We start from the raw sequence: 15,694 nt of genomic DNA on the forward strand, positions 1-15,694 counted from the left end.
TTATGCCCCCAATCTAATATTTTGCTTCCCACTTAATAGCTGTTACTGCATCGTGCCCATTAGTAACATTATTTTGGCTGAGTCCTTCTTTAATTGCTTGATCACAGACGTTTTCTGCTACAGTCTGAGAAAAGATATTTAATTTAGAAACTGGCGGTAATACTGCAGCCCCTGGTTTTGTGAAATCGACAATCCCTCCTAAAGAATGGGCAGCCACACTAATCATACTGTCGCTTAAAACCTTGGAATCAGCGGAAATTGCTCCAAGACCAAGACCTGGATACACTAAAGCATTGTTTGCTTGACCAATTTCATAGGTAACTCCTTGGTATTCAATCGGATCTGAGGGAATCCCCGTTGCTACTAATGCTCGGCCTTCAGTCCATTCAATTAAATCTTCAGCTTTTGCTTCGGCTAATTTAGTTGGATTAGATAATGGGAAAATAATTGGGCGGTCCGTATGAGCTGCCATTTCAGTAATAATTTCTTTGGTAAACGTTCCCGGCTGAGTAGAAGTGCCAACCATGATTGTCGGCTGGACTGCTTTAACTGCTGCAGCTAAATTAGTCAGATCATCAGCGTTATCAAATTCACTGCGTTTTCTGGTAAATTCTTTTTGTTCAGGAGTTAAATCGGGTGTGTCATCAAACAATAAGCCTTGCTTATCCACTAAATAAAATCGTGATTTTGCCTCATCTTCACTAAGACCTTCTTGAATCATTTCTGAATAAATTTGTTTTACAATGCCTGTCCCGGCAGTTCCTGCACCAAAACAAAGATATTTTTGATCGGCTAATTTTTGACCACTGATGTTAAGAGCTCCCAGAATTCCTGATAAAACGATAATCCCGGTTCCTTGAATATCATCATTAAAGGTTAGAATCTTTTCTTTATACTTATTTAGAATCACTGCGGCATTATCACGGCCAAAATCTTCAAAGTGAAGATACATGCCAGAAAATAATTTTTCTGCCGTTTCTACGAAGCGATCAACAAACTGGTAATATTGATCTCCTTTAATTCTGTTGTGATGTAAGCCTAAATATAAAGGATCATCTAATAGATTTTGATTATTAGTCCCTGCGTCTAAAACAACTGGTAAAACTTGAGCGGGATCAATTCCCGCTGCTGCCGTATAAACCATTAGTTTACCGACAGCAATATCAACACCTTGGGTGCCCCAGTCACCAATACCCAGAATAGCCTCGCCGTCTGTTACAACAATTAGTTTGATATCTCTTCCAGCTGATGCATTTTTTAAAACACTTTCGATTTGATCCTGATTATCAATCGATAAGAATGCGGCATTTTGAGGGTTAACGAATAAATGACTATAATTTTCGATTGATTCAGCGATTGTTGGATCATATACAATCGGCATAAATTCCATAATGTGCTGACTAAAAAGGCGGTAGAACAAAACTCGATTAGTATTGAAAATGTTCATTAAGAAAATTCGTTTTTCTAAATTTGTTTGTTTACTCTGATATTGTTCATAAGTGATTTCTGTTTGCTGGTCCAAAGTCTGAACTGTCGGTGGCAAAAGACCTTCGAGCCCCAGCTCTTTTCGCTCTTCTTCTGTAAAACCGGTCCCGTGATTTAAAAAAGGATCATTCATTAATTCTTGACTCACTTTTTCCATTTTATTCCTCCATGAATTTAAACATCATGTATAATAATCTCCATAAATTGGAATAGTCAAAAGCACCACTTTTAATAAAAATAATTTATAGGTGAAAATGAATTTTCGTGATTTAGAGTACTTTAATAAATTAGTCGAATTAAGAAATTATTCTCAGACTGCGCGTTATTTTCAAGTTACTCAGCCAACTATTTCTTATACAATTAAGCGGCTTGAAGACCAAATCGGAGCTACATTAATTGAGCGGGAAACCATGAATTTAACTCTAGCTGGTCAACAATTTTATGAACACACGCAAAAGATTTCTTTTGAAATGCAGTTATTGGACAAGGATATTGACGATATTCTTTCTCCCAAAATAAAAATCGGTCTTCCGCCGATTATTACGAATTACCTTTTAAATCAGAGTAAATATCTAAAGATTATCAAAAAGAATTTAAATAAGTTAGAAGTACATTCTAGTGAATCCCAACAATCTTTTCGAGATTTATTAAATGGTGAACTAGATGCTTCTTTTATTGGCTCTGTTAATCCAATTACCGTTAACGAGTTAGAGTCTCAAATATTGACTCGCCATCATTTCAAAATCATCTGCAGTAATCAATCTCCACTAGCTAAAAAGAAATCTGTCTCATTTGATGATTTAAAAGAAGAAAAATTTATCTTATTAGATAAAGAAACGACCCATCAACAGGTTTTTGCTCAGTTGATGAGTCGTCATTTATTCAATCCAAATATTATTTTTCGAACTTCGAATTTTCAAACTATTTTAACTTTAGTTAAAAATAACAGCGGAATTAGCTTTTTAACAGAAGCTGCTCTAGCTGGTCAAGAAAAGGAGCTAGTTCCTTTAGAATTAACGGAAGCTCAAAATATACTTTTCTACACTAATTTAGTTTCCCGCGCCCGAAAATATCCCAATCCTCACCTAGAATCTTTTCTAAAATTATTTGAATGAACTATTTTCCCAATATTTACGTTTAAACTGTTCTCTTCCACCAGCCTCTTCCATTTCATGTCGAAGAGGATCTTTTTTGTAAAAGTCCTGGTGATACTCCTCAGCCGGATAAAAGGGCTTCGCATCTTCAATCTGAGTCACAATGGGATCAGAAAACTTGCCAGATTCGCTTAACACATTTTTGGAAGCTTCAGCAATCTTGCGCTGAACAGGACTATTAACAAAAATCACTGGGCGATAGCTGTCTCCTCGGTCTTGAAACTGACCCATTGCATCAGTCGGATCGGTCTGCTGCCAGTAAATATCAACCAATTCCTTGTAAGAAATTATTGTTGGATCAAAAGTAATTTGAACGGCTTCTGTATGTCCTGTCGTATGGCTGCACACCTCTTCATAGGTAGGATTTTCGACGTGTCCTCCTGTGTAGCCTGAAACAACTTTTTTAATTCCGGGTCTGGTATCAAAAGGCTCTACCATACACCAAAAACATCCGCCCGCAAATATTGCCGTATCTTCTGCCATTACTTACCTCCTTTAGAAAATAAAACTTTATATTCTCCGTATCCCTGTTGATCCAACTGGTCAAAGGGAATAAAACGTAAAGCAGCTGAATTAATACAGTATCTTAGACCTCCAACTTGCGCGGGACCATCTGTAAAAACATGTCCTAGATGCGAATCTGCATCCTTACTTCTAACTTCTACCCGCTCCATGCCAAATGACTGGTCACGATGTTCTTCAAGAACTGATTTATTGATTGGTCTAGTAAAAGAAGGCCATCCACATCCGGCATCATATTTATCTGTTGATGAAAATAATGGCTCACCGCTCACTACGTCAACATAAATTCCATCTTTATAAAAATCATCATATTTTCCACTGAAGGGTCTTTCAGTTGCAGCATGTTGAGTAACTGCCAACTCTTCAGATGATAAGTCTTTTAATCTTTCAGCTTTTTCTTTTTCGTCCATTGCTTACCTCCTAGGACCGTTAAGTCAACTGTAATTTGATCTATTTCAAAATCAGTTCTTAATTCAGCATCCCACATTAGAGGTGTCATTGCCATTAATTCAGAACTAATTTCTTTTACTGCTACTTTATAGGAGAATTTTTTACTTTCAACTGATGCAAAATTTTCTTTAAATAAATTTACAACATTTTCATTACTATAATTAAAGTGTTTTTGATTAGTTTGATATTTTAAATGACGTAATTCAACTAAATAATTAGCATTTGGGATTATTTTATATACTACGCCATCCGATTCTAAAATTCTCCCAAACTCTCCATAATTTGCAGGGGACAGAAAATTAATAATTGCCCTGACGCTATGGTCGGCTAATGGAATATTACTTAGATCCCCTACAAAGTAGTGCAAATTGGATTGAGTTTTCCCGCTCACTGCTAAATCAACACCATTTTTTGAAATATCAAAACCAAGTAATTGATTATTAATTTTATGAGCGAGCAATTCAGTGATACTGCCTTCCCCACTACCTGCGTCAACTACTAAGCCAGAATTATTAATTTTTTTGCTTAAATAATCAATTACCGGATCAAAGATTCCATGCTGAATTACAGTTCTTCTGCTGTCAAAAAGATTCTTTGAATAATCATCCGGAGCTTTGCCAATCAGAAAAAAAACACTGCCCTTACGAGAAATGTCAAAGGTATGTCCAAGCTCACACTTAAATGAATTCTTTTCAACTTGGACAAAGCTCTTATGACATTTAGGACAGCGAAAAAGTTGCATTTGTTCGGATAAAAAAAACCGCATTTGTTCAATTTTTTTAGTCTTTGTCATGATTACTTTCAATCAATTCATGTAGTTTCAAGAACATACTGCTAGTATGTGGTAACGGCGTATAGTAAACCATTTGAGTCTCATTAGTTGCCAATCCGTTGTATACTCCCGGGAAAGTATCCTTAAAAATGTTTGCTTCATAAACATTCCCGTCGTCTGCAATCAAATACATTGTAAACGGCTTATTAAAATCAATATCGTTTTGATTGGATTCATTTAATAACCCTGTTTTCCCTGATTTAGAATGATATAGAATCAACGGATTCTCTAACGGATGAATTGGATAATCTTTATTGTTGCCGATCTTACCAAATGACGTCTGATAAAAAGAATTATCGTTAACGTTTAATGGTTTAAAAGTCATTAATCCTAACTTATTAGTTCCTGCTTGTTGACCAAACCAAGCATTAAAGTCATTTACTACCTTCTTCTTGGCGTCAGGTTTTAATCCTGCGGCTGAAACTGCAGCTAAGCGATTATTAGGTCGCTCGCTTTTAGTAATTAATTCTGGTGCATCGGTAATATAGTTTGGGTCAGCGATTCCTAATTTTTGCCGTTGATTTTCATAAGTTTGCGGAGACTCCGAAAATTGATCGAACGTTTTTTCAGTTGCATTTTTTGTATAAGAATACTTTGAGCGGTCAACTTTTTTCAAATTAGGTGTTTTATAAAACCGCAAGAGATCTCGTTGAATAACACGATCAGAAAGACTAAGCTGAGTCGTTACTGCATTTGTTAAATTGGATAATTCTTCTTTTTCATTTGCGTCCTCATCCTCACTGGCAATATGTTTACCATTCTTGGTTAAATAATACTTGCCTTTAGCCTTGGTGTATTTTGGTGTTACAAAATTGCCATTACGCATCGCAACTACTTGATTGCTTTTGCCAGATAATAAATCTTGTCCAAATTGAAGTGTCTTAGTGTTATCAATCCCCATTAGATCGAGCAGGGTCGGCAGAAAGTCGATTTCACCGCCATAAGTATGATCAATTTTTCCTTTTAAACCTGGCATATAAACGATTAAGGGAACTCTTTGAAATTGAACATCATCAAATTCACCAAAATGCTTGCGGTCTAATAATTTACGAATTGCCGGTTTGTGATTGTCAGAAATTCCAAAATGATCGCCATAAAAAACAATCATTGTATTCTTACTTAAACCGCTAGAATGGAACCAATTCATGAATTCTCCGACTGCTTCATCTAAGTAATGAGCAGTTTGAATATAACCATCAACTGTTTTATCCCCGGTATCACTCTTATCAATCGTTAAATCTTCTTTATCAAAATCAAAAGCATAATGATTAGATACCGTAATGATCTTAGAATAAAACGGTTGGGGCAGCTGTTCTAAATAAGGTGCCGTAGTCTTAAGAAAGATTTTATCCTTAATCCCGTACTCATGATAATATCCTTTTTTATTAGGATAAGAATGAAGGCTCATAAATGCATCGTAACCCCATGATTTATAAGTTGCATCTCGATTCCAAAAACTCCCTGCACCCCCGTGAAATACAGCAGATTTATAGTTATGATTTGAAAGAATATCAGGTGCAGCGTTGAAAGTATTCTCCCCTCCATACTGCAGCATCGCAGACCCTGCCGGTAAACCAAAGAGAGAATTTTCCATCATCATTTCTGCATCACTAGTTTTTCCTTCACCAATTTGATTAAAGAAATTATCAAAACTAATTGAATTTGGATTATGAAACAATGCATTTATATTTGGAGTAATAACCTTACCCTCGTATTTGAAGTCAATCAGAAACTGCTGAAAACTTTCCAAATGAAAAATAATCACATTTTTCCCTTTGGCTTTGCCAAAATACTGAGGATTTACTGGAACTCGATGCTGATCAATATATTGAGTTACACTGGTTAAATCGCTGGCATTTGCTTTTGAACGAACAGCATTTGTTTCTTGAGCTCGAAAAGTATTATAGCCAGTAAAAAAATTTAATCCCAAGTATTTGACAATATAATTGTTATCAAATGTTCTCGTCAAAAGCCCTGAACGGTCACTGTAAGCCATTGATAAATTAGCACAAAAAATTGAAAAAGAAATTACTATATAAGTAAATGGTTTTCGTCTTCCAATTGGTGCTGGATTCAATTTAATGACTTTCACCGCAATTAAAACGATTAAAAGTACTATGTCAAGATATACAAAAAGGTCTGTCAGCTTAAAAATTCCTGCAATACTGCCGCCCAATCCCCCAGAATTCTGAGAACTTCTACTTACAAGTTCAATTGTTAAAAAGTCAGAAAATTCTCGATAATAAAGGATATTAGCAAACATTAGTGTTGTCATCAAAAAATCAATAAACAACATTATGTAATAAGACTTTCGACCTTTAAAAAGCAACCCAATTCCCAGCAGCAGCATTGCGGTGGCAATTGGGTTTAACAACATTATTATTTGTTGATAAAGGCTCTGGGCACCTAAACTAAATTTGGTTAGATACGCCAGATCTGTCTTAAGTACATAAAGAATCACTGCAAGAAAATAAAAGCCTATTCTTTTTTCAAAGAAAAAGGTCTTCAATTTCTTTAACGTTAAATTCAATTCATAACTCCAAAGAGAACCTAGGCACCTAAAATGTCATAGATTTCAATTGCAACTAAATCAATATTATCAAACTTATATGATTCGCCAGAAACAATCTCATCTACTTGAAAAATTTTATTATCTTCATCGTAAGTAACTTTAGCCAGGTCTTTACCATCCTTTTCAAAATGGCGGCTCTTGATATCTCCACTGCCGTCCTGCATTGCTATAAGTCTTTTGATGATGCCTTCTAATTCTGATTTCATTAGTATTCCCTTTTCCTTTCATTACAGTTGGTAGTTTACTATATGGATAATGAAACTTCTACGCCGTTAGTAAAAATTCATAAAAAATTCAATTTCAACTTTTTGTTTTTGATTCATCTTTTTGACCAATTAATTTTCGATTACCGACATGACGAATAAAATACGTCTCATCAGTATCAGATAAAAGATCAAGAATTGAACTCATCTCTACCTCGTCAATATTGGATTTATCTATAGCTTCTTCTACTCCATTTTTTATATAACTGCGTAAAACGTTCAAAGAATTGATTCCAATTTGGCCGGCTCCTAAATCTCCTGTATATAAAACTTCATCAGTAAAGACGTCAAAAATCGGCGAAATTTCTTCGTATTTTTCCTGACTGCCCCCAACTAATAAAGTTGCTGAGTCAAAATCATTTATTACCATCGGAGCATCAAAAAGGTAACAATCAATTTCTTTATTCTCCTCTTGCATCTTCTTAAAGTCAAAATCTTTAATTTCGCTTAAATTAACAACTATCTGATTCTTTCGCGCTTTCCTGGCAAAAACAAAAAAAGACTCTTGAGTATCAGCTTCAATAAAAACCAGATCAGTATTATTTAAAAGCTGATCCTCATCGGCTACAGTAATCACTTTTTTCGGATCTTGAACTTTATCTTCACTAGGCATAGCATAAATTGAATAATTCTGCCGGCTAAAGGTGCTCAGAATTAAACTTCGATATTTACCGGCACCATCATAGCCAATTCTATATTGTGTTAGCTCTTCTTCATCTTGATTACGAGTTAATTTAAGGTAATGCCGCACCCGCCGCATTAAACTTGCTTCCTCTTCGTCTAACTCCTCTTGCTTTTCACATTCAAAATGATCGGTTAAGTCGCTGTAAAATTCTAAAACCTGATTACCAAAATGTTTAGCTGAAATTCGATCTAACACTGGTTCAAGCACCGACTGTTCAATTGGAATGGCTTCAGTCAAATATTTAGACATTAAAGTCACCAACTCTTGTTCAGTTGAAAAAACTGCTCCTAAACTTGGGTCATGAATCAATTTTCGATCATAATCGTTATCCCATGACAAGACTTGCGTACGAGCAGCAAGAGATTCAATAAAAGTTAAGCCTTGAGCTTCAGTGTTACTGGCTGAAGCAAAAAGATCAGCTTGCTGATAATAAGTCACAACTTTCTCATGCAGTACATAACCCGTGAAGATCACCCGATGTTCAATTTTTAATTCCCGCGCTAAACTTCTTAAATCATCAATAGCAGGACCATCACCAACAATAAAGAGATAAACATTATCAATATTTTCAGTGAGTTTAGCAAAACTTCGCAGCAAAAAATCAATGTTCTTTTCATAAGCTACTCGACTGACTGATAAAATTACTTTTGCATCTTTTGGAACGTTGTATTCTTTTCGTAAATCCACTTCCGATGGTTTACTATACTGCGTTAAATCAACACCAGTTGGAATAATTCGCATCGGAATTTTAATCCCATAGCGAATCATTGTATCCATCACCCGCTGACTAGGACAAATCAAGCCCGTCATATGATACAAAAAAGCGCGCGACAATTGTTTTACGCCGGATGGACGCAAAAGATGTCCATTCATAATATAATGCAGATAATCCTCATACATCGTATGGTAAGTATGCACAGCAGGAATTTTTAGCGCATGGGCTACGTATTTTCCAATGTAGCCCATCGAAAACTCTGTTTGCGTATGAACAATATCTAAATTCAAATGCCTTGCAATTGAAACTGCTTTAAATAAACCTCTAATTACAACCCTTCGTTCAGTAAACGACGGGAACGGAACACTGCCAAAACGGTAAGTGTTTGGTTCATACTCATCTTTACTAACGTTAGGATCAGTAGTTGTAAAAATGTAGACTGAATGTCCCTTTTTTTCAAGATCATCCTTTAAAGTTTTAATTGAGGTTGAAACTCCATTAATTTGAGGAAAATATGTATCCGTAAAGATTCCAATATTCACAAGTTCTATCCTTCTATAATTTATTCCAATTTACCACAAAAAAAGTAATAACTCTAAAATTATAACTCAGTTGACAAAGGTATTTTTTTTCTTTAATATATTTAGGTTAGTAAATAGCCGGTGTGGCGGAATTGGTAGACGCGCTGGACTCAAAATCCAGTGTCAGCGATGACGTCTCGGTTCGAGCCCGAGCACCGGTATTATGGAGAAGTAGGCATTGCCTGCTTTTTTATTTTCCAAAAAAATTACCTGGTACGGGGGATACCAGGCAATTAAAAGATTAATGTGTTTGTTTTTAGGGGAGAAAATGTGAACTGCAATTTGTTTTTAAACAGTGTTTGCTGTTCCTCATTATTATCAATTATCCTAAGCTCACTTCCATCAGTCTTAGGTCGGATTTTAAAAATAAATGTAATGGGGGCAAACTAAGTTTGAAATATAATTACAATTGATAATGATTAACTTATTAGCATCCTGAAACTTTTGCTTGTTTTTTTATTTAAAAAGACTATTATTTGGCGTTTTCCTTAATAATGTTGTAAAATTTAGCTAATAATAATTAGGAGCAATAATGTCTGATTCTAGTTTTGAAAACGCGCTGAGCTCTTTTAAAGCTTCTGGAGCAAAAATTACTCAGCAGCGCAAGATTATTTTAAAATATTTAGTAGATAGTCATACTCATCCTACTGCAAAAAAGATTTATGACGACCTAAAAGAATCTCAAAGTGAAATTAGTTTAGCAACTGTCTACAACACTTTAGATGCATTGATTAAAACAAAATTAGTCATTGACATTGAAGATAAACAGACAGGCCAACATCATTTTGATTTCTTTGGCTCGCCTCATTATCACATAATTTGTGATAATTGTGGCAAAATCGTTGACGGACATAATCTCGACTTTAATGAATTAGTTCAAAATGCAAGAAATGAAAGTTCTTTTTTAATAAAAGGAATTCATGTTGAAGTGCATGGGTTATGTCCTGATTGTCAGGCACTTAAAAAACAAGATCGTATTTAAACAAAAAAGACATTCAATTGAGAATGTCTTTTTTGTTTAAGCAAGGCGGTAACCGGATTTGAACCGGTGATCAAGGTTTTGCAGACCCGTGCCTTACCACTTGGCTATACCGCCAAAACCAATAAAAAATTGGGATAACAGGATTCGAACCTGTGCATGAGGGAGTCAAAGTCCCTTGCCTTACCACTTGGCTATATCCCATGAATATAGGCGGTATACGAGGATCGAACTCGTGTATGTCGGTGCCACAAACCGATGTGTTAACCACTTCACCAATACCGCCATAACAGGGATAGTAGGAATTGAACCCACACTGACGGTTTTGGAGACCGTAGTTCTACCTTTAAACTATATCCCTATATATATGGAGGAGAGTGGATTCGAACCACCGAACCCGAAGGAGCGGATTTACAGTCCGCCGCGTTTAGCCACTTCGCTACTCCTCCAAGGTGGCGCGGGACGGAATCGAACCGCCGACACAAGGAGCTTCAATCCTTTGCTCTACCGACTGAGCTACCGAGCCACTATGTTGTACAAGCACTTGCAATTAAAGATTATACTCTTTTCTCTTGGAACTTTGCAAGACCTTTTTTCAATTTTAGCTCGATTTATTTTATTTCGTATCACGCCACCCTTTGATTAAATTTGCCTGATACTGCCTAGAGATTAGGAAAAGGTCGCGATAAAAATCTGTTAAATATTGTTTCAGATTTTCATCATTTAAATTTGAAATTTCTTTTTCGATAATTTCTTTTTCCCTTTTTTGGTCTAAAACCGGCTCTTTTTGTTCGATTTTATTTGCAGCTATCTTCTTACTTAATTCCATTCGCTGCTCAAATAAAATCGTCATTTTTTGATCAATCTGATCAATTTGATCTCGTTCTTTCATCACTGTTCCTTATTATTTTTAATATTAGTATTATAGCAGAGTGAAAATTCAATAAAAAAGATTGACAGAACCTTAATCATTTTGTAGAATTATAAATGCTTTGTGACATGGAGGATTACCCAAGTCCGGCTGAAGGGAACGGTCTTGAAAACCGTCAGGCGAGTAACATCGCGCGTGGGTTCGAATCCCACATCCTCCTCTAGTTAAGTTAGAAGAATCCTGTTAAGGCAGGGTTCTTTTTTTATATTTTGAGTATTGATTTCGAACATAATAAAAAGGTTAACGAGTGTATTTTCATTTGCATAAAATAAACATATAATTATTTCAACATTTTTTTTAGTGTTAAACATTACCGTTAAGCGAGGAAATTCATTATGAAAACAATCAAAATTAGTAGTATTGTCTCACTAATTCTTTTTATTGCTGGAGCATTGTTCATTTGGTTTAGAAAAGTTGATGGTAGTGGAGCTGTTAATGATAGTTATAACAAACTCGTATCTTTAGGAATTTGGTCATTTTTATTTCTCGTAATTTTTGCTGTTATTCTCATCGTGTATTTGGTTAAACGGTCCAACTTGAAACATCTTAAATAATGTTTATGTCTTTTTGCTTCCAACAATAAACAACGAGCAAATTATCTTGACTATTAACAATATAAAATTTATAGAATAATGATTGGAATTAGTGTTTATAAGCTAATTTTTTTTGATTAAAATTACAAAGAAATTGGTCAAACTAAATTATTCTTCGATTTTATTTAATTTAAGATCAATGAATTCATCATCGTAAAATAATTTACGTTATTATTTCTTATTAACTTAATCTTTAACGTTTAAATTAAAAAAACAACTTATAGGATTACTTATGTTTTTTTGTTTCTAGCATTAAATGATTTAGTCTAAAAATATTAATCTTACAGCCTTAATCTAAATAATAAATTTAAACGGTTCTCTACTCTTAAAATAAGTGGTTAGAAATTTTTTAAGAAAAAAAATATTTGAATTTAATTTCTAATTTGTAAAAATGTCTTTACGTCATTAAGCATCCTAATTCCAATATGTCTAAACGTGGGATCATTAACTTTTTCTACATAATCCATAATCCCTATCGCCGTTATAAAAACCAAAAACATCCAAGTCTCAGGAAAAATTGTCCTTTTTTCCCCGTATCCATCTAGAAAAGAATCAATCAACTCTTTTTTTGAATCAAAATCTTGATAAAAAAGTTTGATAAAATCATAATCCGCAATACCAATTTGAGCTCGTTCAAAATCAATTAAAGTCATTTCGTTATCAATTATCTTGTAATTGCGTAATCCCACGTCCCCATGCAAAACGCATGTATAGCTCATATCCTCATTTATTCTGCTTTTCATTGATAAAAATTTATCAAAAATCTCTCTAAATTTTGAACTGACAAAACTTTGCTCAATTTTACTAATTTTATTTGTCAAATTTGACATTTCACTTGATGGCTTTAAAGTTTGATGAAATTCTTTTAGTATTTTCCCAAAATTATAAGAAAGATCTTGATCGATTAAATCCGTAATATCGACTGGTTTAACATCAGACATTATTAATATCGGTATAGGCTCGTAAAAAGTAGCAATTACTCGGTTATTTAATTGATTGTTTACTTCTGCTTCGATTTTCATTTTTAGTAGATTTTCTGGCGAAAATACCTTAATAAAAACCGACTGGTTGTACACTTTACTAAATCCGACAAATGATTGATTTTCAGAACGGTGCCCAACTAACATCAACCCCCCTTCAATAAGGTTTTCTAAATGTGCTTTGATCATGTCAAATTCTCCTTAAGCTCTTACTATACAAAAAAACAACCTTTTCAGATTGTTTTGATAAATCCACGAATTCCTAAGAAGAAAGTCCGTCCTGCTTTAAAATTACGGAGAAGGAGGGATTCGAACCCTCGCACCAGTCACCCGGTCTATACCCTTAGCAAGGGCACCTCTTCAGCCACTTGAGTACTTCTCCATGATACAAAAAATGGGCCTAAATGGACTTGAACCATCGACCTCACGCTTATCAGGCGTGCGCTCTAACCAGCTGAGCTATAGGCCCAAAGAGCGGGTGACGAGAATCGGACTCGCGACAACAGCTTGGAAGGCTGTGATTTTACCACTAAACTACACCCGCATAAAAATAATAAAAAAAGTGGCGCGGGACGGAATCGAACCGCCGACACAAGGAGCTTCAATCCTTTGCTCTACCGACTGAGCTACCGAGCCTTTACGGTCACATCGGGGTTCGAACCCGAGATCTCCTGCGTGACAGGCAGGCGTCCTAACCAGCTAGACCATGCGACCAATTGCGGGGGAAGGATTTGAACCTCCGACCTTCGGGTTATGAGCCCGACGAGCTACCACTGCTCCACCCCGCGATATTAATATTAAACCCTAAAAATCCAAAAAAATCAACTTCTAACTCAGCTGATGGACCTTGTAGGGCTCGAACCTACGACCTGACGGTTATGAGCCGCCTGCTCTAACCAACTGAGCTAAAGGTCCAAGCAATCGCGGCGGGGGGATCGAACCCTCGACCTCCCGGGTATGAACCGGACGCTCTAGCCAGCTGAGCTACACCGCGAAGTTGCATTGAAATCAGCGATTCCAATCGGGAAAACAGGATTTGAACCTGCGACCCCCTGGTCCCAAACCAGGTGCTCTACCAAGCTGAGCTATTTCCCGAAAAGTGCACCCAGTAGGAGTCGAACCTACAACCTTCTGATTCGTAGTCAGACACTCTATCCAGTTGCGCTATGGGTGCAACATTATACAATCTTTACCAGTATATCACTAGTAAAGCGGAAGACGGGATTCGAACCCGCGACCCCCACCATGGCAAGGTGATGTTCTACCACTGAACTACTTCCGCAAGTACAAACGAAGTACCCACTAAACTGGTATCCAGAAATCATTCTGGTATGAGTCGTGACGGGTTCGAACCGTCGACCCTCTGATTAAAAGTCAGATGCTCTACCGACTGAGCTAACGACTCAAGTGGAGATTACAGGGCTTGAACCTGTGACCCTCTGCTTGTAAGGCAGACGCTCTCCCAACTGAGCTAAACCTCCAATTGTGTGGCAGCTTCCTACCCTCGCAGGCACTTACGCACCAACTACTCTCGGCGTTAAGAAGCTTAACTTCTGTGTTCGATATGGTTACAGGTGTTCCCTTCTTGCTGTCACCACCACACTCATGTCTTCTCAGACACTCAAAACTAAATATCTACTACCATCAATGCTCTCGTCTCGGTTAAGACCTCGACTTATTAGTACTGGTCCGCTTCATACGTCACCGTACTTCCACTCCCAGCCTATCTACCTCTTCTTCTTAGAGGAGTCTTACTACCTTGCGGTATGGGAAATCTCATCTTGAGGTTAGTTTCTCACTTAGATGCTTTCAGCGATTATCTATTCCATACTTAGCTACCCAGCGATGCCTTTGGCAAGACAACTGGTTCACCAGCGGTATGTTCATCCCGGTCCTCTCGTACTAAGGACAAATCCTCTCAAATTTCCTGCGCCCGCGACGGATAGGGACCGAACTGTCTCACGACGTTCTGAACCCAGCTCGCGTACCGCTTTAATGGGCGAACAGCCCAACCCTTGGGACCAACTCCAGCCCCAGGATGCGATGAGCCGACATCGAGGTGCCAAACCTCCCCGTCGATGTGAACTCTTGGGGGAGATAAGCCTGTTATCCCCAGGGTAGCTTTTGTCCGTTGAGCGATGGCCCTTCCATGCGGTACCACCGGATCACTAAGCCCGAGTTTCCTCCCTGCTCGACTTGTCTGTCTCACAGTCAAGCTCCCTTTTGCCTTTGCACTCTACGAATGATTTCCAACCATTCTGAGGGAACCTTTGGGCGCCTCCGTTACTCTTTAGGAGGCGACCGCCCCAGTCAAACTGCCTGCCAGACACTGTCCCTCTATCTCTCGTAGTAGGTTAGAACACTCATCTAATCAGGGTAGTATCCCACCAGCGTCTCTTCTCAAACTGACGTCCAAGTTTCTTTGACTCCTACCTATCCTGTACAGATTACACAAATGTTCAATATCAAGCTGCAGTAAAGCTCCATGGGGTCTTTCCGTCCTGTCGCGGGTAACCCGCATCTTCACGGGTATTATAAATTCACCGAGTCTCTTGTTGAGACAGTGCCCAAATCATTACGCCTTTCGTGCGGGTCGGAACTTACCCGACAAGGAATTTCGCTACCTTAGGACCGTTATAGTTACGGCCGCCGTTCACTGGGGCTTCAGTTCACTGCTTCAGATTACTCTTAACAGCTCCCCTTAACCTTCCAGCACTGGGCAGGCGTCAGCCCCTATACTTCATCTTACGATTTTGCAGAGACCTGTGTTTTTGATAAACAGTTGTTTGGGCCTTTTCACTGCGGCTGATCAATCTCTTAACCAGCACCCCTTCTCCCGAAGTTACGGGGTCATTTTGCCGAGTTCCTTAACAAGAGTTCTCTCGCTCACCTTAGGATACTCTCCTCAACTACCTGTGTCGGTTTGCGGTACGGGTATATACTCCCTCACTA

Annotated in this window: 11 protein-coding genes, 21 tRNA genes, 2 rRNA genes and 2 pseudogenes (1 of these 36 only partly in view); 5 read left to right on the forward strand and 31 right to left on the reverse strand. The window is 37.3% G+C overall.

Annotation, left to right across the window (positions count from 1 at the left end; all coding sequences use genetic code 11):
• Positions 1-13: 13 nt before the first annotated feature.
• Positions 14-1,642: a malolactic enzyme gene (locus R8749_RS09200; RefSeq protein WP_317696238.1), complete on the reverse strand. Its 1,629-nt coding sequence runs from the start codon at positions 1,640-1,642 to the stop codon at positions 14-16.
• A 97-nt stretch (positions 1,643-1,739) separates the two neighbouring features.
• On the opposite strand from R8749_RS09200, the gene R8749_RS09205 reads away from it, so the two are divergent.
• The gene (locus R8749_RS09205) at positions 1,740-2,600 is read left to right on the forward strand and encodes a LysR family transcriptional regulator (protein WP_317696239.1); all 861 of its coding nucleotides are present in this window, start codon (positions 1,740-1,742) and stop codon (positions 2,598-2,600) included.
• Here R8749_RS09205 and msrA read toward each other — a convergent pair.
• The 7 genes and pseudogenes from msrA to R8749_RS09235 all read right to left on the reverse strand — a co-directional run.
• Positions 2,589-3,122, reverse strand: coding sequence for a peptide-methionine (S)-S-oxide reductase MsrA (gene msrA / locus R8749_RS09210; RefSeq protein WP_317696241.1), 534 nt, complete (start codon positions 3,120-3,122; stop codon positions 2,589-2,591). The two genes, R8749_RS09205 and msrA, sit on opposite strands and share 12 nt — an antisense overlap.
• Positions 3,122-3,571: a peptide-methionine (R)-S-oxide reductase MsrB gene (msrB, locus tag R8749_RS09215; RefSeq protein ID WP_317696243.1), complete on the reverse strand. Its 450-nt coding sequence runs from the start codon at positions 3,569-3,571 to the stop codon at positions 3,122-3,124. Before msrB ends, msrA begins: the two co-directional genes overlap by 1 nt.
• On the reverse strand, positions 3,541-4,404 hold the full coding sequence (locus R8749_RS09220; protein ID WP_317696245.1) for a methyltransferase domain-containing protein: 864 nt from the start codon (positions 4,402-4,404) through the stop codon (positions 3,541-3,543). The genes msrB and R8749_RS09220 overlap by 31 nt, the downstream gene beginning before the upstream one ends.
• Before the next feature lie 502 nt (positions 4,405-4,906).
• Positions 4,907-6,973, reverse strand: a pseudogene (locus R8749_RS09225) (LTA synthase family protein); the annotation flags it as partial.
• A gap of 20 nt (positions 6,974-6,993) precedes the next feature.
• A complete protein-coding gene (locus tag R8749_RS09230; protein WP_317696249.1) occupies positions 6,994-7,221 on the reverse strand; it encodes a DUF1797 family protein in 228 nt (75 codons plus the stop codon).
• 94 nt (positions 7,222-7,315) lie between these two features.
• On the reverse strand, positions 7,316-8,038 hold the full coding sequence (locus tag R8749_RS10735; protein ID WP_331678476.1) for an NAD(P)-binding domain-containing protein: 723 nt from the start codon (positions 8,036-8,038) through the stop codon (positions 7,316-7,318).
• Positions 8,039-8,062: 24 nt separating this feature from the next.
• Positions 8,063-9,220 (reverse strand): annotated as a pseudogene (locus R8749_RS09235) (glycosyltransferase family 4 protein); the annotation flags it as partial.
• A gap of 116 nt (positions 9,221-9,336) precedes the next feature.
• Here R8749_RS09235 and R8749_RS09240 point away from each other — a divergent pair.
• Together R8749_RS09240 and R8749_RS09245 are read left to right on the forward strand one after the other, a co-directional pair.
• Positions 9,337-9,420 (forward strand) — tRNA-Leu (locus R8749_RS09240).
• Between the two features lie 371 nt (positions 9,421-9,791).
• Positions 9,792-10,241, forward strand: coding sequence for a Fur family transcriptional regulator (locus tag R8749_RS09245; RefSeq protein ID WP_317696251.1), 450 nt, complete (start codon positions 9,792-9,794; stop codon positions 10,239-10,241).
• Between the two features lie 43 nt (positions 10,242-10,284).
• On the opposite strand, the gene R8749_RS09250 is transcribed toward R8749_RS09245, so the two are convergent.
• From R8749_RS09250 to R8749_RS09280, 7 genes are all read right to left on the reverse strand, one after another.
• Positions 10,285-10,355 (reverse strand) — tRNA-Cys (locus R8749_RS09250).
• Positions 10,356-10,370: 15 nt separating this feature from the next.
• Positions 10,371-10,442: transfer RNA gene (locus tag R8749_RS09255), tRNA-Gln, on the reverse strand.
• Positions 10,443-10,450: 8 nt separating this feature from the next.
• Positions 10,451-10,523 (reverse strand) — tRNA-His (locus tag R8749_RS09260).
• Positions 10,524-10,528: 5 nt separating this feature from the next.
• A tRNA-Trp gene (locus R8749_RS09265) sits at positions 10,529-10,599 on the reverse strand.
• A 7-nt stretch (positions 10,600-10,606) separates the two neighbouring features.
• A tRNA-Tyr gene (locus R8749_RS09270) sits at positions 10,607-10,687 on the reverse strand.
• Positions 10,688-10,691: 4 nt separating this feature from the next.
• Positions 10,692-10,764 (reverse strand) — tRNA-Phe (locus R8749_RS09275).
• A gap of 90 nt (positions 10,765-10,854) precedes the next feature.
• Positions 10,855-11,130, reverse strand: a complete 276-nt coding sequence (locus R8749_RS09280; RefSeq protein WP_317696253.1) for a chorismate mutase — start codon at positions 11,128-11,130, stop codon at positions 10,855-10,857.
• A 109-nt stretch (positions 11,131-11,239) separates the two neighbouring features.
• Here R8749_RS09280 and R8749_RS09285 point away from each other — a divergent pair.
• Both R8749_RS09285 and R8749_RS09290 read left to right on the forward strand, forming a co-directional pair.
• Positions 11,240-11,329, forward strand: a tRNA-Ser gene (locus tag R8749_RS09285).
• 175 nt (positions 11,330-11,504) lie between these two features.
• Positions 11,505-11,723, forward strand: a complete 219-nt coding sequence (locus tag R8749_RS09290; protein WP_317696255.1) for a DUF3923 family protein — start codon at positions 11,505-11,507, stop codon at positions 11,721-11,723.
• Positions 11,724-12,133: 410 nt separating this feature from the next.
• Here R8749_RS09290 and R8749_RS09295 read toward each other — a convergent pair whose 3' ends face one another.
• The 16 genes from R8749_RS09295 to R8749_RS09370 all read right to left on the reverse strand — a co-directional run.
• Complete coding sequence (locus R8749_RS09295) at positions 12,134-12,931, reverse strand: phosphotransferase family protein (protein WP_317696257.1); 798 nt, start codon at positions 12,929-12,931, stop codon at positions 12,134-12,136.
• 105 nt (positions 12,932-13,036) lie between these two features.
• Positions 13,037-13,124 (reverse strand) — tRNA-Ser (locus R8749_RS09300).
• 13 nt (positions 13,125-13,137) lie between these two features.
• A tRNA-Ile gene (locus tag R8749_RS09305) sits at positions 13,138-13,211 on the reverse strand.
• A 4-nt stretch (positions 13,212-13,215) separates the two neighbouring features.
• Positions 13,216-13,286 (reverse strand) — tRNA-Gly (locus tag R8749_RS09310).
• Between the two features lie 19 nt (positions 13,287-13,305).
• A tRNA-Phe gene (locus tag R8749_RS09315) sits at positions 13,306-13,378 on the reverse strand.
• A 4-nt stretch (positions 13,379-13,382) separates the two neighbouring features.
• Positions 13,383-13,456: transfer RNA gene (locus R8749_RS09320), tRNA-Asp, on the reverse strand.
• A gap of 2 nt (positions 13,457-13,458) precedes the next feature.
• Positions 13,459-13,530: transfer RNA gene (locus R8749_RS09325), tRNA-Met, on the reverse strand.
• A gap of 53 nt (positions 13,531-13,583) precedes the next feature.
• A tRNA-Ile gene (locus R8749_RS09330) sits at positions 13,584-13,657 on the reverse strand.
• 6 nt (positions 13,658-13,663) lie between these two features.
• A tRNA-Met gene (locus R8749_RS09335) sits at positions 13,664-13,736 on the reverse strand.
• A 27-nt stretch (positions 13,737-13,763) separates the two neighbouring features.
• Positions 13,764-13,837: transfer RNA gene (locus R8749_RS09340), tRNA-Pro, on the reverse strand.
• Positions 13,838-13,842: 5 nt separating this feature from the next.
• Positions 13,843-13,916 (reverse strand) — tRNA-Arg (locus R8749_RS09345).
• A 36-nt stretch (positions 13,917-13,952) separates the two neighbouring features.
• Positions 13,953-14,024 (reverse strand) — tRNA-Gly (locus R8749_RS09350).
• A gap of 50 nt (positions 14,025-14,074) precedes the next feature.
• Positions 14,075-14,147: transfer RNA gene (locus tag R8749_RS09355), tRNA-Lys, on the reverse strand.
• Positions 14,148-14,150: 3 nt separating this feature from the next.
• Positions 14,151-14,223, reverse strand: a tRNA-Val gene (locus R8749_RS09360).
• Positions 14,224-14,227: 4 nt separating this feature from the next.
• A 5S ribosomal RNA gene (gene rrf / locus R8749_RS09365) occupies positions 14,228-14,344 on the reverse strand.
• Between the two features lie 56 nt (positions 14,345-14,400).
• Positions 14,401-15,694, reverse strand: a 23S ribosomal RNA gene (locus R8749_RS09370) (it continues 1,609 nt past the right edge of the window).

This window comes from Xylocopilactobacillus apis, from assembly GCF_033095965.1.
GTDB lineage: Bacteria > Bacillota > Bacilli > Lactobacillales > Lactobacillaceae > Xylocopilactobacillus > Xylocopilactobacillus apis.